Source organism: Halosimplex yunnanense, from assembly GCF_054504345.1.
In genome coordinates this window covers 532,927-554,868 of the sequence record NZ_JBTJEL010000036.1, presented here as the reverse complement: position 1 = coordinate 554,868, position 21,942 = coordinate 532,927, and the positions used below count along the sequence as shown (strand labels likewise).

The 21,942-nt window shown below is 66.1% G+C and carries 22 protein-coding genes and 1 pseudogene; 8 read left to right on the top strand and 15 right to left on the bottom strand.

Annotation, left to right across the window (positions count from 1 at the left end):
• On the top strand, positions 1–571 hold a 571-nt coding region (locus AB2U09_RS18835; RefSeq protein ID WP_459194270.1), incomplete at its 5' end, for an LLM class flavin-dependent oxidoreductase.
• 463 nt (positions 572–1,034) lie between these two features.
• Positions 1,035–1,343, top strand: a complete 309-nt coding sequence (locus tag AB2U09_RS18830; protein WP_459194269.1) for a hypothetical protein — start codon at positions 1,035–1,037, stop codon at positions 1,341–1,343.
• 31 nt (positions 1,344–1,374) lie between these two features.
• Here AB2U09_RS18830 and AB2U09_RS18825 read toward each other — a convergent pair.
• Positions 1,375–1,554 (bottom strand): annotated as a pseudogene (locus AB2U09_RS18825) (ion transporter); the annotation flags it as partial.
• A gap of 92 nt (positions 1,555–1,646) precedes the next feature.
• The gene (locus AB2U09_RS18820; protein WP_459194268.1) at positions 1,647–1,841 is read right to left on the bottom strand and encodes a cold-shock protein; all 195 of its coding nucleotides are present in this window, start codon (positions 1,839–1,841) and stop codon (positions 1,647–1,649) included.
• Between the two features lie 265 nt (positions 1,842–2,106).
• On the opposite strand from AB2U09_RS18820, the gene AB2U09_RS18815 reads away from it, so the two are divergent.
• A complete protein-coding gene (locus AB2U09_RS18815) occupies positions 2,107–2,736 on the top strand; it encodes a class I SAM-dependent methyltransferase (RefSeq protein WP_459194267.1) in 630 nt (209 codons plus the stop codon).
• A gap of 27 nt (positions 2,737–2,763) precedes the next feature.
• On the opposite strand, the gene AB2U09_RS18810 is transcribed toward AB2U09_RS18815, so the two are convergent.
• On the bottom strand, positions 2,764–4,176 hold the full coding sequence (locus AB2U09_RS18810; RefSeq protein WP_459194266.1) for an FAD-dependent oxidoreductase: 1,413 nt from the start codon (positions 4,174–4,176) through the stop codon (positions 2,764–2,766).
• A gap of 483 nt (positions 4,177–4,659) precedes the next feature.
• Between AB2U09_RS18810 and AB2U09_RS18805 the strand changes: the two genes are divergently transcribed.
• From AB2U09_RS18805 to AB2U09_RS18795, 3 genes are all read left to right on the top strand, one after another.
• Positions 4,660–4,944, top strand: a complete 285-nt coding sequence (locus AB2U09_RS18805; RefSeq protein ID WP_459194265.1) for a hypothetical protein — start codon at positions 4,660–4,662, stop codon at positions 4,942–4,944.
• Between the two features lie 225 nt (positions 4,945–5,169).
• Entirely contained in the window at positions 5,170–6,183 is a 1,014-nt protein-coding gene (gene rtcA, locus AB2U09_RS18800) for an RNA 3'-terminal phosphate cyclase (protein ID WP_459194264.1), read from the top strand.
• 138 nt (positions 6,184–6,321) lie between these two features.
• Positions 6,322–8,208, top strand: a complete 1,887-nt coding sequence (locus tag AB2U09_RS18795; protein ID WP_459194263.1) for an ABC transporter ATP-binding protein — start codon at positions 6,322–6,324, stop codon at positions 8,206–8,208.
• 45 nt (positions 8,209–8,253) lie between these two features.
• On the opposite strand, the gene AB2U09_RS18790 is transcribed toward AB2U09_RS18795, so the two are convergent.
• From AB2U09_RS18790 to AB2U09_RS18775, 4 genes are all read right to left on the bottom strand, one after another.
• Positions 8,254–8,799: a hypothetical protein gene (locus AB2U09_RS18790; RefSeq protein WP_459194262.1), complete on the bottom strand. Its 546-nt coding sequence runs from the start codon at positions 8,797–8,799 to the stop codon at positions 8,254–8,256.
• Positions 8,799–9,626, bottom strand: coding sequence for a DUF2391 family protein (locus AB2U09_RS18785; RefSeq protein ID WP_459194261.1), 828 nt, complete (start codon positions 9,624–9,626; stop codon positions 8,799–8,801). Before AB2U09_RS18785 ends, AB2U09_RS18790 begins: the two co-directional genes overlap by 1 nt.
• A gap of 168 nt (positions 9,627–9,794) precedes the next feature.
• Positions 9,795–11,330 (bottom strand): phosphoenolpyruvate carboxykinase (ATP), encoded by a 1,536-nt coding sequence (locus AB2U09_RS18780; RefSeq protein WP_459194260.1) that lies wholly within the window; start codon positions 11,328–11,330, stop codon positions 9,795–9,797.
• A 135-nt stretch (positions 11,331–11,465) separates the two neighbouring features.
• Positions 11,466–12,488: a deoxyhypusine synthase gene (locus AB2U09_RS18775; protein ID WP_459194259.1), complete on the bottom strand. Its 1,023-nt coding sequence runs from the start codon at positions 12,486–12,488 to the stop codon at positions 11,466–11,468.
• Positions 12,489–12,557: 69 nt separating this feature from the next.
• Between AB2U09_RS18775 and AB2U09_RS18770 the strand changes: the two genes are divergently transcribed.
• Positions 12,558–12,737, top strand: coding sequence for a hypothetical protein (locus tag AB2U09_RS18770; protein ID WP_459194258.1), 180 nt, complete (start codon positions 12,558–12,560; stop codon positions 12,735–12,737).
• Between the two features lie 265 nt (positions 12,738–13,002).
• Here the strand turns inward: AB2U09_RS18770 and AB2U09_RS18765 are convergent, their stop codons facing one another.
• Together AB2U09_RS18765 and AB2U09_RS18760 are read right to left on the bottom strand one after the other, a co-directional pair.
• Positions 13,003–13,578: a SprT-like domain-containing protein gene (locus AB2U09_RS18765; protein WP_459194257.1), complete on the bottom strand. Its 576-nt coding sequence runs from the start codon at positions 13,576–13,578 to the stop codon at positions 13,003–13,005.
• 73 nt (positions 13,579–13,651) lie between these two features.
• Positions 13,652–14,839 (bottom strand): redox-regulated ATPase YchF, encoded by a 1,188-nt coding sequence (locus AB2U09_RS18760; protein ID WP_459194256.1) that lies wholly within the window; start codon positions 14,837–14,839, stop codon positions 13,652–13,654.
• 264 nt (positions 14,840–15,103) lie between these two features.
• Between AB2U09_RS18760 and AB2U09_RS18755 the strand changes: the two genes are divergently transcribed.
• A complete protein-coding gene (locus AB2U09_RS18755; protein ID WP_459194255.1) occupies positions 15,104–17,308 on the top strand; it encodes a metallophosphoesterase family protein in 2,205 nt (734 codons plus the stop codon).
• A gap of 71 nt (positions 17,309–17,379) precedes the next feature.
• On the opposite strand, the gene AB2U09_RS18750 is transcribed toward AB2U09_RS18755, so the two are convergent.
• The 6 genes from AB2U09_RS18750 to AB2U09_RS18725 all read right to left on the bottom strand — a co-directional run bounded on the left by AB2U09_RS18750 (position 17,380) and on the right by AB2U09_RS18725 (position 21,939).
• Entirely contained in the window at positions 17,380–17,562 is a 183-nt protein-coding gene (locus tag AB2U09_RS18750) for a hypothetical protein (RefSeq protein ID WP_459194254.1), read from the bottom strand.
• 92 nt (positions 17,563–17,654) lie between these two features.
• The gene (locus AB2U09_RS18745) at positions 17,655–18,422 is read right to left on the bottom strand and encodes a Nif3-like dinuclear metal center hexameric protein (protein WP_459194253.1); all 768 of its coding nucleotides are present in this window, start codon (positions 18,420–18,422) and stop codon (positions 17,655–17,657) included.
• A 75-nt stretch (positions 18,423–18,497) separates the two neighbouring features.
• Positions 18,498–19,430: a DUF8528 domain-containing protein gene (locus tag AB2U09_RS18740; RefSeq protein ID WP_459194252.1), complete on the bottom strand. Its 933-nt coding sequence runs from the start codon at positions 19,428–19,430 to the stop codon at positions 18,498–18,500.
• 81 nt (positions 19,431–19,511) lie between these two features.
• A complete protein-coding gene (gene speB, locus AB2U09_RS18735; RefSeq protein WP_459194251.1) occupies positions 19,512–20,318 on the bottom strand; it encodes an agmatinase in 807 nt (268 codons plus the stop codon).
• A gap of 1 nt (position 20,319) precedes the next feature.
• Positions 20,320–20,694, bottom strand: coding sequence for a translation initiation factor IF-5A (locus AB2U09_RS18730; RefSeq protein WP_459194250.1), 375 nt, complete (start codon positions 20,692–20,694; stop codon positions 20,320–20,322).
• A gap of 168 nt (positions 20,695–20,862) precedes the next feature.
• A complete protein-coding gene (locus AB2U09_RS18725; protein ID WP_459194249.1) occupies positions 20,863–21,939 on the bottom strand; it encodes an aminotransferase class I/II-fold pyridoxal phosphate-dependent enzyme in 1,077 nt (358 codons plus the stop codon).
• Positions 21,940–21,942: the final 3 nt, after the last annotated feature.

The window sequence follows — 21,942 nt, the reverse complement described above, 5'->3', positions numbered from 1 at the left end:
CACGTACAAATGTCCGTTCTTCGAGGTCGAGGACTGGCAGCCCCTGCCGAAGACCATTCAGGAACCGCGGCCCTCGCTGTGGATCGGTGGCTGGGGTCCCAAGCAGATCCGCCGCTCGGTGCAGTTCTCCGACGCGTGGGTTCCCGGCGTCGTCGCCGACCTCGGCATCGTCGAGGACCGCAAGAACCAGCAGCGCGAGCACGTCGAGGAGACCGACCAGGACTGGGAGTCGATGGATCACCCGCTCATGCGCGAGGCAGTCATCGCCGAAACCGAGGAAGAAGTCATGGAGCGCAAAGAGTACCTCCACACCACCTACGTCGACGAATATGGTGGGGAGTTCTCCCACCCGCTGATGAACGCCGACAGCGTCGAGGACTTCGAAGAACTCGCCGACGACCGCTTCATCTACGGCACCCCTGAACAGATCGTCGAACAGATCGAAGCCATGCAGGACCGCTTCGAGCTCAACCAGCTCGCCCTGCGCTTCCACCACTCCGGCATGCCCAAAGACCTCGTCGAAGACCAGATCCGCCTCTTCGGCGAAGAGGTCATCCCCGAGTTCAACTGAACGCTGGTGGCTCGACCACGGTGGCCACCGCACCGTGCCACCACTTCCAGCGGTTCGTTCCGATCGTTCACTTATTATCTAAATATGTCAGTATTTGATTTAGATTACTATAGTGGTATTAAACCAGATACATGAATCGAGATCTCAGGAAGCGGCCTACACAACTCCGAAAAACCAGTTTTGGGGCAATATAACCGATAATACGCTAATTTTGATTCGTACTACGCTCTGTGAACAGGACTCGAAACCCAGTAGCGATCACAAAGCGGTTCGTGGATTAATACCGTATTAAATGGGCTAAAACGCCCGTATTCCGTTTTGGGCGGTGGCGGTGGTAGGAATAGTCGAACGAAGATATGTAAAATCTCATTCTATACGGTAATATTGTTATTTTCACGATGCGGCCTGTCAAATCGTGGTGAGGGTCGTCGGATTTTTTGCTTGCCCACGGGTTGTCCCTGACGTGAGCGACGAACGCGACCCCGAAGCGGCCCTGAACGAGTGGAAAGACGCGATGCAGGCCGAACACGAGGACGCCATCGCCAATCCGGACCCCGACGAGGACCACCGGATCGAGGGCGTAGTGCAGGTCAACCACCGAGTCTACTTCGAGTACGACCCCGAGGCCGGCCAGCTCGAACGCGACCGCGTCGAACAGGTCGACGAACTGTCGGACCCCGAGTTGCGGTCGTGCGCGTGCGGCGTCCGTGGCATGACACCCGAAGAGGCCCGCGACCACGTGCGAGCGGCCCGCGAGCGATCGAGCGAGTGACCGCGGCAGTCGCCCCGCAGTGTACGTACTGTCAGTTACCCAGCCATTCAGGCGAGTCGTACTCCCGGTAGATGACGTGACCGCAGGCTTTGCAGTGGGAAGCGTCCGGATCGTGACCGGTGAGCCCGCATTGAGGACAGGTGACCGGTACTTCGTCGTCGCTGGTCCATGCCCACACGATCTTCCCGGCCTGCCAGGGAATGACGACGATCGCCCCGTCGTGACGATCGCAATCGCTCGAGGTCGATGCGTCGGTAGAAACGGGTGCGTTCGGTCGCCGTCAGGCGACTGGACGAACCGGAATTACGTGCGGACGACGTTCGTCGCGCGCGGGCCCTTGGGGGCGTCTTCGATGTCGAATTCGATCTCGGTCCCTTCCGTCAGATCCTCGCCGCCAACGTCCTCCATGTGGAAGAATACGTCGTCGTCAGCATCCTCAGTCTCGATGAAACCGTAACCGCCTGTGTCGTTGAAGAAATCAACTGAACCGTTTGCCATTACAGATAAACGGACGCTTCACCAGTAGTTAAGCATTCCGCATTTGTAGTTTGAAGGCTGGAACCAGTGGACGAATACTCAAATACGATAGTTTTAGATATAGTTATTTAACTCTACGCCATCACCAGTGGACGAGTGACCGAACCAGCGGATCGAACGGCGATCCTGTCGGTATCGACAGTTTCGTGCCGGACCGTTGGCGAGCGGCGCAGTCCCTCGCGGCACCGTCCGACGGGACTATACGTCCTCCACGCGTTCGTTCACTGTGGATTCTAACGACGTTCGGGATCAATGGGAAGACCGATCGGGCGAGTACTCCCCGGAGTACTACGCCTACTACGGCCCCGACGAGACGAGCGAGTCGGTTCGGGAGCTTCTGGATCGACACGTCCCGCGCGACGCGTCGGTCCTCGAACTCGGCTGTAGCTCCGGACGTCACCTCGCGCACCTCCTGGACGCTGGATTCGACGACCTGACCGGGATCGAACTCAACGACGACGCCTTCGAGGTGATGGCCGAGCAGTACCCGGACCTGTGGGAGGCCGGCGACTTCTACGCCGAGGCGATCGAAGACGTCGTCGGCGACTTCGCGGACGATCAGTTCGACGTCGTCTACTCCGTCCAGACGCTCCAGCACATCCATCCCGACGCGGAGTGGGTCTTCGAGGAGATCGCGCGAGTCACCGACGAACTGCTCGTCACCGTCGAGATCGAGGAGGATGCGGAGGACGCCGAGCGCATCGAAAACGAGGACGACCCCGACGTGAACTACGTCCGCGACGAGTTCCCGCTCTACTACCGGGACTGGGAAGCCGTGTTCACCGAACTCGGATTCGAACAGGTCGACCGGCGCGACGGAAAGCGGGACGTTCTCCGGGGGTTTCGCGCCCGCTGAAGGGTAGGCGTCGAGCGAACGAGTTTCTCAGTCGTCGGTCGCCGTGTCCGCGGCGTCCGCGCTGGATGCGTCGGAGGCGTCCATGTCGACCGAGCCGTCGACGTCGCCGCGGGGGAAGTGGTCGATGGTGTCGGCGCGGAAGGCCGACTCGTCGAACTCGTAGTCGCCGTCGAGGAAGTCGATCAGCGTCCGCGTGTCCCGCATCGCGTTCTTTAGACACGTCGAGGCGCCGGGCGACGGCGTGATGTTGAAGATGATATCGTCGCCGACGATCTTGGCCTCGCCCATGTCGAGGGACTTGTTCTTCGTGTCGACGATCTGCGGGCGGACGCCGCCGTAGCCCTTCGCGCGCTCGATGTCCTCGAGTTCGACGCTCGGGACGACCTTCTGGACGTGCGGGAGGAACTGCTTCCGACCGATATCGGGCACGTCGTAAACGAGGTTCCGGAGGACGTACGGCAGCAGGACCTTGTCCGAGAGGATGTTGGCGTAGCTCAGGAACGCCGCCGCGTTCAGGCCGAACACGTCGAGGAAGTCGCCGACCGTCGAGATGCGGCCGCGTTCGAGCGTCGGGACGAGCTTCGCCGTCGGCCCGAACCGCGTGATAGACTGGTCGTGGACGTCCGCGTCGCCGTGGACCGCCGCGAACGGCAGCTTCTTCATCTGGAGGGTGTAGACCTTCCCGTTCAGCAGGTCGTCGGCGAGGAAGAAGCTCCCCGCGACCGGAAGCAAGACCTTGTCCTGGCCGTAGCCCAGTTCCTTCGCCATCTGGAGGCTGTGCGACCCCGCGGCCACGACGGTGGCGTCGCAGTCGAAGCGACCGTCGGTCGTCTCGATGGTGTGGCCGTCGAGCGTCGGCGTAACGTCGACGACCTCCGTCCCGGTGTAGACGTCGACGGTCGCCTCCTCGGCCGCCTGCTCGACGAACGACTTGGCCGTCTGCCCGTAGTCGACGACGTAGCCGTCCGGCGTCTGGAGCGCGAGCATGTCGACGTGGGGGTCGCGGCCCTCCACCACCTTGGGCTCGACCTCCGCGATCTCCTCGCGGTCGATCGGGCGAAGCTTGGGGAAGAGGTCGCCGAACCCTTCCTCGTCGTAGCGGCGTTCGAGCTGCTCGACTTCCTCGTCCCCGACGCCGAGGACCATCTTGCTCCGCTTGGAGTGCATCTCCCGGTCCCCGTCGTAGTGTTCGAGATATCCCGCGAGCAGTTCGGCGCCTTCTTTCACCTCCTCGGCCTTCTCGAGCGTGTAGTTCGTCTCGATGTCCCCGAAGTGCAGGGTCTGGGAGTTGTTCGTCCGATGAGAGTTGATGGCCGCGATCTCCGACTCCTTCTCGATCAGCGCGATCGACTCGATGTCGGTGAACTTCGCGGTCGTGTACAGGAGCGATGCGCCACTGATCCCGCCGCCGACGATAACCAGATCGTATTTGCCAGACATTGTTATGCGTTGGAGGTCGCTATGTTGCGGCGTGCGCTCCAGACTCATAACTCATATTCTTCGTCCTCGATTTCGACGGGCAGCGAACCACTCATCGACGATCTGGCAGCACGAGTGACGCGGAGACCGAGAACCGACGCGTAGAGTTGTCGAGAGGGGGATCGAGGCGGACCAGTAACGGCAGGTGTGGTACCGAAATCGTGGCCTCGGAACTCATAGGGTTCCTCACGGCCGGGTCGTCAGGCCGGCTCGGGACAGCGAGTCGTCATCGGCCGGGTGGAGATACGCCGTCCCCCCGCAAGTCGGTTTCCACCTCGGGACGCGGGCGTCGGCTGGAAGCGACATGCTCGCGGCCGAACGCATTCGAGTAACCTCGCGCTTCCGTTAGTAAGGTCGGCGTGTTTGGCCCCGATCTGGAATAACCCGCAGTTGTTTCGCCTACCGAGCGGCTAACTATACCGGTTCCGTCCGAAGGGCGGACGCATGGAATCACAAGGTCAACAGCAAGAAGCGATGCAAGCGGCGGAGGAAACAGGTACGGATCCCGCGGTGATCCTCGCGGCGGGGTCGGTCGCCCTGTCGTGGTTTTTCTTCTACGCACGGGGCGACAAAGAGCAGGGGATATTCGTGGGACTGTGGCCGCCGACGATCCTCGCGTTCGCCAGCTACTTCGAGCAGACGAAGATGAGCGACATGGTCGAGCGCGCGACCGGCCGCGACACGCTCGTCGGCCGCGTCGAGCGAATGGTCCAGAGCCGGTCGGAGTGACGACGGCCGTCGCCTGACGCTCCCGCAACCGTTCAGTAGCGCGTCGGGTCCCGGGGGAGTTGCTTTCTGGGGACCCGGCACCGCGATTTGCGAACTTCTCGGCGTACGCGCTGGCCGTGAGCGACAGGTCAGCGATGGCAGCACCCGAACCGGGGTCGCGTCACGTTCGTCCGGTTCGACGGCCTCACCGGGAAACATTTATCGGATCGCGAGTAAGTCCAGCGCATGCGAGAGGTGGACGGGGGTGAGGGTGGGGGACAGTTGGTTCGGACTGCGCTCGCGCTCTCGATGGTCGACGGGGAACCGGTAGCGATCACCGACGTCCGTGGAAACCGCTCGACGCCGGGACTCAAGCCGCAGCACCTCGCGGCAGTCGAGACGGCAGCGGCCGTCTGCGATGCCGACGTCGAGGGTGCCGAACAGGGGTCGGAAACCGTCCGGTTCGACCCGGGGACTCCATCGGGCGGCCACTACGAGGCGTCGATCGGAACTGCAGGGAGTCTCACGCTCCTGTTCGACACCTTCCTGCCGCTGGCGACGCGCATCGACGAACCGCTCTCGATCACCGCGACCGGCGGGACCGACGTGAAGTGGTCGCCACCGATGGCGTACTACCGACAGGTAAAACTCCCGTTACTTCGCCGGTTCGGCATCGGCGCCGCCGTCGAGCGGAGCCGGACGGGGTTCTATCCGGCGGGCGGCGGTCGCGCGACGCTCCACCTCTGGCCGTCGCGGGTCTCGGCGATCGAACTGGTAGACCCCGGTCGGGCGACGACAGCTCACGTCTACTCGAAGGCCGCTGCCGATCTGGTGGACGCCGAAGTGGCCGAACGGCAGGCGGACGCCGCCACTGATTCGCTCGCCGGACTCGGCCTGGAGGTCGTCCATCACCGCGGGACGTACGCCACGACGGAGAGCCCCGGCTCGGTCGTGACGATCCGCGTCGACGCCGACGGCACCGTCGCCGGGTTCGACGCGTACGGCGCGCCCGGGAAAGCCGCCGAAGACGTCGCGTACGAGGCCGTCGACGCCGCTCGTCGCTGGCGCGAGTCGGGCGCCGCCGTCGACGCGCACCTCGCCGACCAGTTGCTCGTTTTCCTCGCGGAGGCGGGCGGGCGAGTCGCGATCCCGGAGGTCACCGACCACGTCTCGTCGAGCCGCGACCTGCTCGCGACGTTCGGACGTGAGGTGTCGATCGACGACGCTGGCCGGACGACGGCGCTCGTCGCCGACCAGTAACCGAGGGGCCCACCCACTCGGTCACGGGGAATCGTTCGCTGTGCGGTCAGTCTCGGAACATCTCTCCGGTATCTGACCTATCGCTGGCGGAGAATGCAAACGCTTTTGCTGGAGAATCGATTGGCCGGAGACGATCGAATGTCCGAAGATTCGACAGTCGCCGTGACGGACCGCGTCGACGAAGTGGGGGCTCCGCTCCGCCGGGTCTTCCGGGAGTACGGGCTGCCGCGGATCCACTGGTTCGCCGTCGCCGTCGCGATGAATCTCGTCGCTCGCCTCTCCAGTCTCGTTCCGCCGCTCGTGCTCGGGACGGCCATCGACGCCGTCTTCGTCGGGTCGAGCGACTACTCGCTGCCGCTGCTCCCGGGCGCGTGGCTCCCGGACGGGCAGGAAGCGCAGTTCTGGTTCTCCGTGGGGCTCATCGTCGCCGCGTTCGTGCTCACGGCCGCCTGTACGTGGGCACAGGGGATCGCGAGCGACGTCTTCGCTCATCGCTCGCTGCACGCCGTCCGGATCGACACGTTCCGGCGGATGCAGGAACTCGACATGGCCTTCTTCGACGAGCAGCAGACCGGCGAGGCGATGTCCATCCTCAACCAGGACGCGACCAACCTGGAGCGATTCCTGGACCAGGCGCTGAAAAACGGCGCGCGGCTGATCATCATGGTGTTGGCGATCGGCGCGCTGCTCATCTCGATAAACTGGCAACTCGCGCTGGTGACGCTCGTCGGCGTGCCGCTGATGGCGCTGTTTACGGTCTGGTTCAGCCGGACGGTCGCGCCCCGCTACGACGCCGTCCGCTCCAGCGTCGGCGACCTGAACACCCGGCTGGAGAACTCCATCGGCGGGATGCAACTCGTCAAGACCTCCAACACCGAGGACTTCGAGACCGAGCGGGTCGAGGAGGCGTCGTGGAACTTCTACACGACGAACATGGACGTGCTGAAGATCGCCTTCGTCTATCGACCGGGGATGCGGCTGCTCGCCGGCCTCTCGTTCGTGACGACGTTCGTCATCGGCGGGCTGTGGCTGTTCTCCGGGCCGCCGCTTTTCTTCTCGGGTGAGCTGACAGTCGGGAACTTCGTCGTCTTCATCTTCATGACCCAGCGCTTTATCGACCCGCTGGCGCAGATCTCCAACATCATCGACTGGACGGAGAACGCCCGCGCCAGCGGCAAGCGCATCTTCGGCCTGATGGACACGCCCGTCCGCATTCAGGACGATCCCGACGCGGTCGAACTCGACGCGGTCGACGGGAGCGTCGAGTACGACGACGTGACTTTCGGCTACGACGAGGAGACCATCATTGAGGACGTGAGCTTCGAGGCCGACGCGGGGGACACGGTTGCCTACGTCGGTCCGACCGGCGCCGGGAAGTCGACGGCGGTCAAACTCTTGATGCGCCTCTACGACGTCGACGAGGGGGCGATCCGCGTCGACGGCCACGATATCCGCGACGTGACCGTCGGCAGCCTTCGGGAGTCCATCGGCTACGTCAGCCAGGAGACGTACCTCTTCGACGGCACTGTCGCAGAGAACATCCGCTACGGGGAGTTCGACGCGAGCCGCGAGGAGATAATCGAGGCCGCCAAAGCGGCCGAGGCCCACGAGTTCATCACCGACCTCGCCGACGGCTACGACACGCAGGTCGGCGAGCGCGGCGCCCGCCTCTCGGGCGGCCAGCGCCAGCGCATCTCCATCGCCCGCACCGTCCTTCAGGACCCCGACATCCTCATCCTCGACGAGGCCACCTCGGCCGTCGACACGGAGACCGAGGTACTGATCCAGCGTTCGCTCGACCGGCTGGCGGCCGACCGCACCACGTTCGTCATCGCCCACCGCCTCTCGACGATGACCGACGCCGAGCGGATTCTGGTGATGGAAGAAGGGCGGATCGTCGAGCGCGGCACGCATCAGGAACTGCTGGAGGAAGACGGCCTCTACGCGAATCTCTGGGCCGTTCAGGCCGGCGAAATCGACGACTTGCCGGACGAGTTCGTCGACCGGGCCCGTGGGGACGTGTGAACCACCCCATCTCGAACGGGACCCTGTAAGGGGTTTTTGACGTCGTTATCGGCTCACCCAGCTCGACACAGACACGGACGGATCTGTTGTCCTGCGTGGACAGACGAGCGTCCCGGTCCGGGTCGACGCCGCGGGGACGTACGAGAACCCGATCTCGGGCGGCGGCGACGAGCAGTTCGCTTCCACCGTCGCCGAGACGAGACCGACATCGCTCGGATTCCGCAGTCGGACCGTGACCGCGACGCTCCCGTTCTCGAGCGGATCCGTCCCCTCGACCGACACCTGCGGCGTCTCCCCGGTCGGGGTGCCGACCATCTGCCAGCCCGCGTACGCGAACAGGAGGACCGTGAACGCGACGCTGACGACCATCACGCCCTTCTCAGCCCACGAAGGTCCCTGTTGGTCACCGGAACCGCCGTTCTGCCCGGGTCCGTTCTCGGAGCCGCCGTTTTGCCCGTTTCCGTTTCCAGATCCGCCGTTTTGTCCGCTCCCGTTTCCAGAGTTTCCATCGCTGTCGTTGCCGCCTCTGTCTCCGCTTCCTCCGCTGCTGTCGGTCCCCTTCTGGTCGGCAGGTTCCGGGTCCCCACTCATCAGATGATCACCTCGGCTGCGGCGGCGCCGAGCGACGCGGGAAACGCCAGCACCACCGTCTCCTGGTAGACGAGCGCGAGGGTCGCGTCGACGAAGTGGCCGAACCCGAGCAAGAGGAGAAACGAGACGACGGTGCCGACGAGATACGCGATGAAGGCGGTCCCGGCCTGAACGTGCCTCGATCCGGAGGTTCGCGCATTCTGGCCCTTGAACTCGAGTTCGAACAGGACGAGGTAGATCAGCACGAGCGTCAGGGCGATCAGCAGCGGGTACCGCGGCCAGTCCATGTGCGCCGCGATGAGTTCCATCTCCTGGGTCGGTGCGATGGTCGTGGCGACGAAGACGGCACCGACCGCGAAGATGGGGACGTTTTCGGGGAACTCGCCCTCCCTGGAGCCGCCGTCTTCCCCGCCGAAGAGGCGGTTCGCCAGCGCCGCGCCGAACCCGAGCGGGACGACCTCGACGAGGCCGAGCCGCATCGCGACGTTCGGCGACGAGGAGAAGTCGAGGATGCCGACGAGGAGGAGTATCGCGTACGACGCGACGAAGCTCTGCAGGAGTATCTCTGCGAAGTCGAAGCCGACTGACCACCAGGGTTCCGACTCGCCCGACCGGTCTTTGTCGCCCCGGCGGAATCCGATGACGCGGGCGAGCGCGACGACGACGGCGAGGCCGGCGAGCGCGAACCCGACCAGGTACGGGAGCGGGAGTGTCCACCCCAGCCACCACGTCTCCATCGTGTAGTGGAACGTGAGACCGAGGACGAGGAGGGCGCCGGTGACGCCGCGGATCTGGTTCCGAAGCTCCCCCATCAGCTGATCGGCCATGCGGGCAGTACGCCGTCGAAACTGAAAAGAAAGGTCCGAGTATCGTCCGTAGTGACCCGTTACCTCGCGGTGTTACTGGCCGACAGGGCCGATCCCGCTATCGATCCGGGACCACCGACAGTCGGGGTCGGCTGCGGCGCCGCGGACGGACAAGCTGTCGGTGACCGGTCAGTAGACGGCCGAGCGGATGGACTCGTCGAGGTCGTCGAACTCGTCGAGGTACTCACGGCGCTCCTCGCGCAGGTTGGCGATCTGGCCGTCGGCATCGTCGAGGGCGTCCGCGACGTCGAACCGGGATGCGTCGAGGTCGGGGACGGAGCCGGGAACGGTCAGTCCCGTCGTCGGGTCGTCGGCCCACTCGATCCGGCCGCGGCTGACTTCGCGGAGCAGCGTGACGGTGTCGTCAACGCCGACGTCGCGGTCGCCGACGCTCCCGGTGTTGAGGAGGTACGCCTCGACGTCGAGGTCGCTGATGAGGTCGCGGAAGCGGTTGCCCTCCTCGCCCTCGGAGCCGATGATGAAGGGGTTCGTGCCGACGACGCGGATGGCCTCGCCCGCCTTGTCGGGGTCGCCCGCGCTCGTCTGGACGGATTCGCCGAGCATGAACGTGACCGCGGCCTCCTCGGGGGAGAGCTTCGCGATGGGCGGCATCGCGGGATTGCGCGTGATGAAGAACACCTGATCGATCGAGTCGAGGTCGATGTCCTCGTCGGCGGAGGGAAGTTCGTCGCGCTGGACGATGCCCCGGGCGTTGGCCGTGTGAGCGTCGCTATCGAAGTCGACGGTGCCGTCGTCGGCCACGTCGACGTTTTCGAGGACTGCCGACTCCTGGGTCGCCGCCTCGTAGAGGTCTGGCTGTTCCCCGGGGTCGAGGCCGATAGTCTTGATGTAGAGGCCCTCGCCCTCGCTGCCGGCGACCGTGCCGTCCTGCCGGAGCGCGCAGACGTCGTCCTGGAGCATCGTCGCGTCCTCCGGGTCTTCGAGGCCGAGGCCGTGTGCGGTCAGCGTGGACTTGCCGGTGCCGGAGAGGCCGAGGAAGACCTGGCCGACCGTCTCCAGATCGGTTTCGTCGGTCTCGCCGTCCCCGGTTTCATCGTCCGATTCGAGGCGGACGCGCTTGGTACCCGCGTGGAGGCCGAGCCCGCCCTGGCGCTTGGCGTCGAGCATGAACAGTCGCAGGAACGACTTCTTGGCCTCCCCGCTGTAGTCGGTGCCGAGGACGGCCGTGAAGCCCTCCTCGGGGAGCACGCGGATGGCCACCTCGTCGGCGTCGGGGACCTGGACCGTCGTGAAGTCCGGCTCGGCGTCCTCGGGCGCGGGTTCGAGGAGCTTGGCCCACGACAGGGCGATGCGGCTGAACTCCTTCGGGACGTAGTACCGACAGATGTAGCTGTTGTCGGGATGGCGGCCGAGCTGCCGGTCGAGACAGACCATCTCGCGGCTTTCGGCGGCGTCGAGCGCCGTCTCGACGTGTTCGTAGTCGGCTGCGCCGAAGTCGGCGTCGAGCGCGTTCTCCGTCAGGTCGGCGTTGCGCGACTGGTGTTCGCTCACGTACGACGGGGATCCGTACTCCGTCGTCGTCTCGCGATCGCTGGCGAACTCCCGCAGCGTCGACAGCGCGGGGTCGTAGACGACGTTGTCCGCCGCGCGCGGATCTGCGAGCGCCTCGGCCGGGGACTCGACCGCTGTCCCGTATTGTGACATCGTACCCATTCGTTCACATCCGACCGTGATAAAGGTAGTTTGATAACCGATCGTTTGATAATCGCTGCCATAGAATTAATTTTTAAAACGCGAGTAAATCCTTCGCCGGATCGCAAGTTTGGCCGGTGGGATCGATCAGTCGTCGGATTCGACCCGTTCCCGGGCGGCGGCGACGACGAGCGGGAGCGTGATCGTCGCGTCGGCGTAGACCGAGGCGTTCCGGGCCGCTTTCTCCAGTTTGCCCCACGAGCGCGCCTCGTCCAGCGTCGCGCCGGAGAGCCCGCCGGTCTGGGGCGTGTCCATCGTCAGCTGGACGGCGTAGTCGTAGGCGTCGGGCGCCACGAGCATCGTCTGGAGCGTGTAGTTCTTCGGAACGCCGCCGCCGACGACCATCGCGCCCGCCTCCTCGGCCTCGAACGCCTGGTCGGTGATCGTCGTCATGTCCGCCAGCGCGTCCAGCGTGAACTCGCTCGTCTGGGAGTACATCCACGCCTGCAGACCCAGCACGGAATCCTGCACCGCCGGACAGTAGATCGGCACGTCGTTCTCGTAGGCTGCTGCAGCTACGCCCGGCCCCTCGTCGATATCCTCCGAGTCGTTGACTTCGGCGTTGGCGCGGCCGAGTTCCTCGGTGAACCGCTGGATGCTGACGGCCCCTTCCTCCTCGCACTCGGCTTCCAGCGTCGGGAACACCTCGTCGCGGAGGTGACCCTCGAACAGCGCGAAGTGCTCCTGGGGGAGGTAGACGTTGTAGATGCGGTCGACGCCCTCGTCGCGGAGCCGCTCGTCGTGTTCGCGCTCGGTCTTGCCCTCTTCGTGGACCTGCCCGTGGTGGTGTTTCCCCCCGATGGCCTCGATGGCGTCGTGAGTGAGGTTCGCGCCGGTCGTCACCAGCGCGTCGATGTGACCGTCACGAATGAGGTCCGCGACGATGCGGCGCATCCCGGTCGGGACCATCGCGCCCGCGAGACCGAAGAAGTTCGTCACGTCGTCGTCGAGCATCTCGGCGTAGATGTCGACCGCCTCGTGAAGTGCACTCGCGCCGATGCCGGCGTTCCCGTACTCGTCGGCGAGTTCGCCGACGGTCATGCCCGCCCGCGCCTCCGCGTGGCCGATGGGGTCGTGCTCAAACGTCTCGCGTGGGGTCTCGTCGCTCATTGTCCGCCCGTCGGCCGCCCGCGCGCTTCAAGTCCGCGGTTCTTCGCCGGTGGCAGCGTGGAGTGGTTCGTGAACGACAGCGACCGCAGGGAACACGAGGTGGTGAAAGCTATCGACGCGCTCGCTAGCTGGAGAAGCAGCCGCAGGACACAGCAAGCGACGAAAGCCCTCGGCGCGCTCGCGGTCGCTGACCGGGATATCCGCGCTCTCCGCACCACCCGCGCGGATAGTGCCCACTCAGACGACTAGATGAACGCGAGCCCGCCTCGCCCTTTCAGTCCACCAGGACTACCCCCGCCTCGCACAGCACCGCAGACAGCCACACCCTCCCCAGCCGATTCCGTCGTTCACTCCGCTCACTCGGTCATCCCTCGCACGGCTACGTCGAGCGGCCCGCCACGAGGCGGGCACGCTCGACAGCGCGCGCCACGGCGGTTGGTCCGCTGAGCCCACTGCACTGATCGATGGCACGCTCGCAGAAACGGAACGAGGGATCCGATTTCGGAAACCCCGGTTACTCCACGACGAGCGGGGATTCGCAACACGACGACCGATACTCGTCGGCGCGGCGGACGAGTTTGCACTCGCGGTAGCGGTGGGCGACCAGCGCGTCACAGGACTGGCAGCGGAGGACGTACTTCGGGTCGGAGAACGTCTCGCAGTGGACCTCGGTGTCGAGTTCCTCGGCGCGAGCCTTGAACTCGGGGCCGTGGTCGGTGGTCCCGCAGCGCTGGTACTGTTCGAGGTGGATCAGTTCGTGCCGAAGCGTCGACTCCCACTCGGCCCGCTCGAACGCCTCGAATGCGTCCCACGTCAACGACAGCGTGGCGGGGAACGGCCGGCCATCGGCGTGGCGACCGCCCACTGCTTCGACGGTCTCCCAGTCGATGGGCGTGCCGACCTCGGCCGCTGGGATCTTCGGGCGTTTGACTGCGGCGGCGCGGCGCTTGGCGCGGGTCGAGACTTCCCACTCAACGAGGTCGAAGCGCACGTCGACGAACCACTCGCGGCGGACGTACTTGCAGTACTCCCGGGACCACCCGACGAGGTCGTCGTGCGTCTCGATGTCGTCGTACGCCGGCGCCGTCACGATGGCAGTTCGAAGAACGCGCGATGTCTTGAATCGCTCGCTCGCGGAGGTCGGGGCTGCCGATAGCCCGCCCTCAGTTCGTCGTTGTGATCTCGACCACGTCGCGGTGGTCGAGTTTCGTATCGGCGCCGACCTGCCGGCCCGAACGGATGTCCATCGCGTGCAGGAACCCCTCGCCGATGTCGGTGTGCAGGAAGTACGCGAACTCCTCGGCCGTGGACCCGCCCGGCAGGACGAAACAGTCCTGCAGGAAGGTGCCGTCCTCCTGCGGTTTCTCGGCACCGGGGAAGACGGCGATGGCGTCGAGCACGTCGAACAGTGCGGTTTCGAGCGCCTGCTGGACGCCAGTGCCCTCGTACTCCGTGACGAACTCGCGGATCTGTTCGAGCCCCGCTTCCTGCTCTCCGCTCACGTCGTCGACGATCTCGAACTCGGGGTCGCCGGGCCGGTAGTCGACGACGCCCTGCTCGTCGGCCGATTTGAGCGCTTTCTCGGCGTGGGCGGAGACCGGGACGAACGTGAGGTGGTCGTACTCGTCTTCCTCGGTGATCTCGGCGAAGTTCTCCTGAGCGACCGGCTTGTCCATCTTGTTCGCCGCGACGACCATCGGCTTCGTTCGCAGTCGGATCTCGCGGGCGAGCGCCTCCTTGTCCGCCTCGTCCCACTCGTCGGGGTCGAGTTCGAGGCCCAGCGAGAGGAGCACCTGCTTGATCTCGTCCTCGTTGGTCCCGAACGCGCTCATCTGCTCGGCGAGGTCGACCTCGATGTCCCGTTCCTGCCCGTGGTAGCCCGAGCGGTAGCGCTCGATGCCCTTCTCCAGGATGTCGAGGTACCACATGTCCAGTTCCTCCTCGAGGAAGTCGATGTCCTCGCGGGGGTCGTGGTCCTCGGTCGCCTCGCCCTCGATGTCGGTCTCGCCGGAGAAGTCGACGACGTGGACGAGCACGTCGGTCTCGTTGAGGTCCGAGAGGAACTGGTTGCCGAGGCCGCGACCCTCGTGGGCGCCCGGGACCAGCCCCGCGACGTCGACGAGTTTCGTCGGGACGAAGCGGACGCCGTCCTCGCAGTAGCCCGTGTTGGGAGTGCAGGAGTGGTCGAACTCCGGGGCGGCGCAGTCGACGCGGACGTAGGCCTCGCCGACGCTCGGATCGATCGTCGTGAACGGGTAGGCCCCCTCGGGCACGTCGTTCATCGTCGCGGCGTTGAACAGCGTCGACTTGCCCACCGAGGGCTTGCCGACGAGTCCGATGCGGTAACTCATTGCCCTCCGTACCCGATCGGTCGGCTAAAGGGTTTCCGATCGGATACGTCCGATCGTCCGTAATCGGGCGCCTCCGAACCCGTGAGACGCCTTCACAATCGATACGTCGGTTGCGAGACAGTGTCACGGCGAACACTCGGTCAGGGATCGAACCGCTCGTGATCCGCCGCCGCGGTTTCACCGGAGCGGGAACCGCGCGAGCCCGGCGGCAGCACTGATCCGGGACGAAGGTATAAATACCGAAACGCTGGAATCGAACACCACATGGCGAAGCAACCGGTGCTGGTCCGGAGCGCCGACGACGAAGTCCGCGTCGACGCGTCGTTTCCCAACGGGCGATACACGTTCTCGCTCCGTTCGGGAGCGGCGGACCTGTTGGGCCACCTCGGCTATCGCCCCGACGACGCCGTCCCCTGGGATCTCTTCGAGGTGCTCGCCATCGTCGGCGACGTCTGGCTGCCGAACACGAACGGCGACATCGCCGACGACCTGGCTGTTCCAGACACGCCGACGTGGATGGACGACGAGGAGGCGGCGACGGTTTCGGAGTACCTCGCGGGCCGCCGCGTGAGTGGCGAAGACCGCGAGCGGTTGGCAGCCGTGCTCGATTCGTCGGCGCTCGGCGACCACTTCTCGGTCGCCGACTTCGATTCGAAATCCGAGTGGGTCGAGCAGACAGCCTCGCTGGTATCGGACGCCGGAAAACCGGACGCAGCCGAGCGTAGCGGCGGAGAATCGACGGCCGACGGCAAGTCTGCAGACGCGTCGCTGCTACACATCGGGAAGGCCACGCTCGGCCGCCGGAACATGGGGCGGGCAGCGCGGGTGGACGATTACCTCGACGCGTTCGCTCAGGCCATCGACGTCGCCAAAGAACAGCGAGTCGACGCCGTCGTCCAGACCGGGCGGCTGTTCCAGCGCCAGTCTCCGGACCGCGAGACGGTATCCGGACTGCAAACGCAACTCAAGCGACTGCAAGAGGAGTCGATCCCGTTCTATCTCGTCTGCGGGCCGAAGGAACGCGAACTCCGATCGACCGTACTGAAGAGCATGGAAACCAGCGGGTTGCTCACACCGATCGGCGGCCAGGCCGTCGAGGTCGGCGACGGCGTCACGCTGGTGGGAATCGACGCCGACTCGGGACCGGAAGTAGCCGGGGAAGCCCTCGGAGACCCCGATAGCGAACCACTGGTGGTCGCGTGCGGTGACGCCGACCTGACCGAATCCGACGACCCGGCGGATACACTCGTCGACCGCCTGCCGACGCGGCCGGCAGCGATCGTGGCGGGCAAGCACACCGATCCGGTTCGGAACGGGCGAGCGGGGGTGCCGCTCCTCGACCCCGGCAGCACCGAGCACGTCCTCTCGAAGTCCACGATAGACGAGGAGCCGCCCGCCCGGGGAGTCGACGAATACTCGTTCTCCGACGGTGATCTGGCGGTGACGCGGCACGAACTCGACGTTCGACCGTTCAGCACGTTCGAGTTCGAGATCACCGACTCGACGACGGTCGAGTCGATCGCGGAGACGCTCTCGGAGTACGATCTGGACGGACAGGCCGTGCTGGCCCGACTGGTCGGATCCGGTTCGGACGCGATCCGCCCGTCTCGCGAGTCAGTGCAGTCGCTCCTGACAGAGAAAGCCCACTGTGCGCGCGTCTACGATGACAGGTCCGTCTCGGACGACGCGGCCGGAGCCGATCCAGACGAAGCTATCGACGGGGACGCCGACCGCCTCGCCGCGGCCGTAGGGGACCTCGCCGACCTCGTCGCGGCGCTGGAAGCGGCGGACGCCGCCGATGCCTCCGAGATGGAGACGGACGAACTCGCCGACAGCTACGCCGTGCTCTCGAAGGCGAAATCGGAGATCGAGGACCTCCGGAAGGCCGCCCGCGACGAACTAACCGCCCGCGTCGAGCCGAACGAGACAATCACCGGCGAGATGGGGGCCGTCGCGTCGACCAGACGCCAGCGGCGCTCGTTGCGCGATACCGAGGAGGTCCAGTCGGTGCTCGGCGAACACGGGGTCCCGATCGATCGCGTCACCTCCGTGGAGATCGACTCGGAGAAGGTCGAGGACGTCGTCGAAACGGCCGACGATATCGCCGAGGACGACGTCTTCGAGGTCACCGAAAGCGAGTACGTTCGCCGACAGGAATTCGATCCGGAGGGTGGGATCGAACCGAAGGGGGCGAACGAGGACGAAGGATCTTCGAGCGAAGGCGCCGAGGGGCCCCACAAGGTCTATCTCGGTGACGGCGCGTCGATCGGCGGCTGGACGCCGGTCGACGGCTCGGTAGTCGAAGAGCAGATCGTCCCGCTGGTGAACGCCCACAGCGGCGGGAACGACGACGAAACGATCTCGGTCAACTTCGGCAGCGACGTCTCGATAAGCGGGTGGAACCAGGTCGACGCGAGCGTGGTGAGAGAGCGGATCGTCCCACTCGTCGAACGGCACCGCGTGACGTGAGTCAGCCGGCGCGGCCTGTTGGCGCGTCCGGATAGTCGGGAACTGTCGAAAACGAGGAGGGCTAGACCGGATTACTCTGCCGCGTGTTTCAGGATCTGCGGCGTGACGAGCACGTCGAGCGCTGCGACCCCGTAGGCGACGAGCTGGGTCGTCCCTTCGAGATAGAGGTAGGCGACGACGGCGACCACGGCCGCGCCGCTCGCGGCCATTCCATACCTGAACAGCGGGTTCATCAGGAGGTTGGGCTGGGACATTTCGTCCGGTCAGAGATCCGACTCGAAGATATACGTTGCGGACCTGTCTCTGAATGAGACGTATAATATTTCGGCCACACCGCGACGGAGACTCACAGTCCGGTCGGGTGGTCGACGTAGGTCGTCTCCAGACCCCACTCGTCGGCCAGTTCCTGCAGGGACTGCACGCCGAAGGTCTCGGTGGCGTAGTGGCCGCCGAGGAAGACGTTCACGCCGGCGTCGCGGGCCTGGTGGTACACCTTTTGCTTCCCCTCGCCGGTGACGAACGCGTCGACGTCCGCGTCGATGGCCTCCTCCAGCCAGTCGGCGCCGCCGCCCGTCACGACGGCAACGTCCTCGATCTCGTCCGGACCGTAGTCGAAGTACTGGATCCCTTCGCCGCCGGTGTCGAGATTCGAGTCCAGCAACTCGGCCAGTTCGTCCGGGGAGAACGAGTCCGACGCTCGTCCGCGCTGACCGATAGTAATCGGGCCGACCTCGCCGAACGGCTCACGGTCTCGGAGGTCGAGCAGGTCGGCGACGCCGGCGGCGTTCCCCAGTTCGTCGTGGCCGTCGAGCGGCAGGTGCATGGCGTACAGCGCGAGGTCGTCCTCGACGAGCGGTGCGATGCGGTCGTAGGCGAGGCCGGTCACGCGGTCGATGCCGCCCCACGAGAGCCCGTGGTGGACGACGAGGAGGTCCGCGCCGCGGTCGACGGCCGTCTCGATGGTCGCGCCGGCCGCGTCGACGGCGAAAGCGACCGTCTCGACGGAGGCCGATTCGGGGCCGACCTGAAGGCCGTTGGCGCTGGCGTCCACGTCGGCGTACTCCGCGGGGGCGAGCCGGTCGTCGTACCGCTGGCAGATGGTCGCGAGGTCCATACCGGCGCGTTCGACGGTCGGGGTTCTATCGCTTGTGGCTCGCGACGGTCTGCGTCCGCGGCCAGCGATCGACGGTCAGGCGTCGCCGCCGTAGAGCTGGCCGTTCTCCTCGCGCAGGAGGTCGTGTTCGACGGCGAGGTCGATCACCTTGTCGCAGTCGTCCCGGGAGACCTGATAGGCGTTCGCCGCGACGGTGACGAACTCGTCCCTGTCGACGGGGAACTCCCTGTTCTCCAGCAGCCGCATCACCTTCGTGTTCTCCAGGCGCGTCATCGAGACGTCGCGCTGGCTGCTGGCCTCGCCGGACGGGCTGCTGTCGCTTCCGCCGGACGAACCGCTTCCGGAGTCGGCAGCCGACCGGCCGCCGCTGGCTCCGGACTGGCCGGCGGACGCGGAGCGGTTTCCGCTGTCGCTCGACTCGTCTGAGTCCTCGTCGAACGCGTCGCCGGTCAGCGATCCGGCGTCCGAATCGTCCTCATCGTCGTCGTCCGAGAACGCGCCGCCGGTGAGCGACCCCGTCTCGACGGGGCCGTCCTCCTCGCGGCGGAAGCCGGCGCCGCGAGACCGGGTGTACTTGGACTCTTTCGGCCCGTCTTCGGCGTCCTCGTCGTCCGAATCGTCGGATTCGGCGGCGACGTCGGATGCTTCTGTTCCGGTACCGGCCGTGGACCCGGTGTCGGACGCGTCTACCGCCTCGCCCGCGTCGTCGTTACCGACCGACGTTAGGATGTCCTCGTCGTCCCCGAGGGCGGATTCGAGGTCGTCGTCGGCCGCCAGCGGATCGCCCGACTGGCTCTCGCTGCCGGGGCCAGGGTCGACGTTAGCGGCTTCGACGGCGTCGAGAACCGTATCGAGGACGGCGTCGAGCTTCCGCTGGCAAGTGCCACAGAGGACGATGGTCTTCTGGGAATCGGTGCTGGGGTGGAGCGGGGATGGGACCACGGGGCGTTCTTCGAGCGTGGCGTCGAGCGCCGCGCCACAGAAGTAACACGACGAGAGTCGGTCCATGTCTGGACCGTGCACCCCGCCGGACGTAAAAGAGTCGGTGACGGGCCGGCCGTCTCGCGACCGATCCCGTGACCGACTCGCCTATCGATTCGCCGCGTGCGCGTAGACGAACGCACGGAGGAGTTTCGCCGCGAGCACCGCCGACTGGCCGTCGTCGCGGTCGTTCACCTCGACCACGTCGAACCCCTCGACCGAGGGGGCGAGTTCGCGGACGACTCGCCGGCCCTCCCGCGGTGAGATCCCGAACGGCTCCATCGTTCCGGTCCCGGGGGCGTAGCCGGGGTCGAAGCCGTCGATGTCGACGCTCAGATACGCCGATTCGTCGTCGCCGAGGTCTGGTTGCCACTCGGACACCTCCGCGGGCGGGACGACCGTCACGTCGGAGTCGTCGGCGCGTTCCCACTCGCTCTCGCTGCCGGTGCGGGCGCCGAGAATCACGGCGCGGTCGGCCACGTCCAGGGCGTGGCGGGTTACCGTCGCGTGGCTGAGGGGATCGCCGGCGTAGGACTTCCGGAGGTCGAGATGCGCGTCGACGCAGACGAACACGTCGGGCTCGACGGCGCGGACGCCCGCGACGGTCACAGTGTGTTCGCCGCCGACGAGCAGGGGAAGGGCACCCTCCCCTCGGAAGTCCGAAAGCGCTCCCCGTAAGAAGGTGAGATATTCGGAGACGTCGGCGGTCGGGCCGATATCCCCGTGGTCGTAGACCGAGAGCGCGGAGAACCGCTGGTCGGTGTGGTGGTCGTAGTCGTCGAAGTGTTCCGCGTAGTGGCGGACGCGCCGGGGGCCGAAGCGGGCGCCGGGCTCGAACGACGTGGAGGCGTCGAGCGGGGCGCCGACGAGCGCGTACTCGGCTTCCTCGCGCCGGGCGTCCGCGCCGGGGAACATCCTAGACGATCTTGCGCTGCTCTTCCATCTCGAGGTACTCGATCTCGTCGTCGGGGTCCATCGAGACGCCGTCGGGGAGCGCGAGCGTGAACGTGTCGTAGGTCTCGAGATCCATGACCTGCGCCTCGTCGCCGGAGGTCGAGACGACCTGTCCCTGTTTGCGGTTGATGATCGGGACGCGGATCTTCGCGTCGACCGGCTGGGAGAGGCTGCGCTTCTTGCCGTCGAAGACGCCCTCGGCCTCGACGCGGGCCTTCGCGCTGCCGTGTTTGCCCGGCTTGGCCGTACTGTAGGCGTTGATCTTACAGGGTGCGTCGTCGATCATGACGTAGCTCCCTTCGTCCAGATCGCGGACCTCGACCTGCTTCGTTGCCATACCGCGCCGTAAACGAGCGACCGGTATAAACGGTTTGGAACGCGCCTCCGGGCCGGAAACCCCGACAGGTCGCCCCAGCGCCGCGCGACCGGATCACACACCGAGCGGGGGATAAGCCGGACGAGAGAAGCGGCGAATCGCGACGGGCGTGACCGCACGCGTTCGCTCTCAGCGGGACCGCCGTCCCTCGACGACCCGACCCATCCGGTCGAGGCCATCGCGGAGCGTCTCCCGGTCGGCCCCGAACCCGACGCGCACGTAGCCGGCCCGGTCGAACGCCTCGCCCGGCGCGACGACCACTCCTTCGTCCACGAGCGCGCGGCAGAACGACTCGCCGGACTCGAATTCGTCGGGGACGGTCAGAAAGCCCGTCGCGCCGGCGGGGAGATGCCAGTCGAGGTCGTACTCGGCGACGAACTCGGCGAGCAGGTCGCGGTTCCCGCGGACGTGCTCGCGGTTCTCGGCCAGCAGTTCGTCCTCGCGCTCGATCGCCTGCCGGCCGACGTGCTGGCCGAAGGCGGAGGGGGAGATTGTCGTGTAATCCTTCCACCCCCACGCCGCGTCGACCAGATCCGCGGGACCGGCGAGCCACCCGAATCGCAGCCCCGGCAGTCCCCACCCCTTCGAGAGCCCGCAGGTGCTGATGCCGTGGTCGCCCATGCTGGCGACCGGTTCGACCCGCTCCTCGGGAGCGGCGAGCGGGCGGTACACCTCGTCGGACAGCAGGTAGGCGTCGGCGGCCTCCGCGAGGTCGTAGACGGCCTTGACCGTCTCCTGCGGGTGGACCTTCCCGGTCGGGTTGTTCGGGTTGTTGAGGACGATCAGGTCAGTGTTGGGCCGGACGGCGTCAGCGATGTCGTCTGGATCGAGCGTCCAGTCCGGCGCCGAGAGTTCCACACGAGTCACCTCGCCCACCGCGGCCGGCAGCGAGTGCAGCGACTGGTAGGTCGGGGTCACGCAGACGGCGTGGCCGTCCCGGTCGAGCGCGGCGAGGACTGCGAGCAGGTTCGCCTCCTGCGTCCCGCAGGTGAACAGCAGTTCGTCGGCCGCCCGGTCGTATCTCGCGGCGACCGTCTCTCGCAGGGCCGGGTCGCCGTTGGTCGGGATCACGTACCCGAGTCGGCCGGGATCGGTGTCGAATCGGTCGGCCGCGAGCGGGCGGACGCCGCTGTCCCCGAGGTTCACCGCCGCGCCGTGTTCGTGTTCGGCGAGCCACCGTTCGAGCGCGAACGACTCGATGTCCATGCC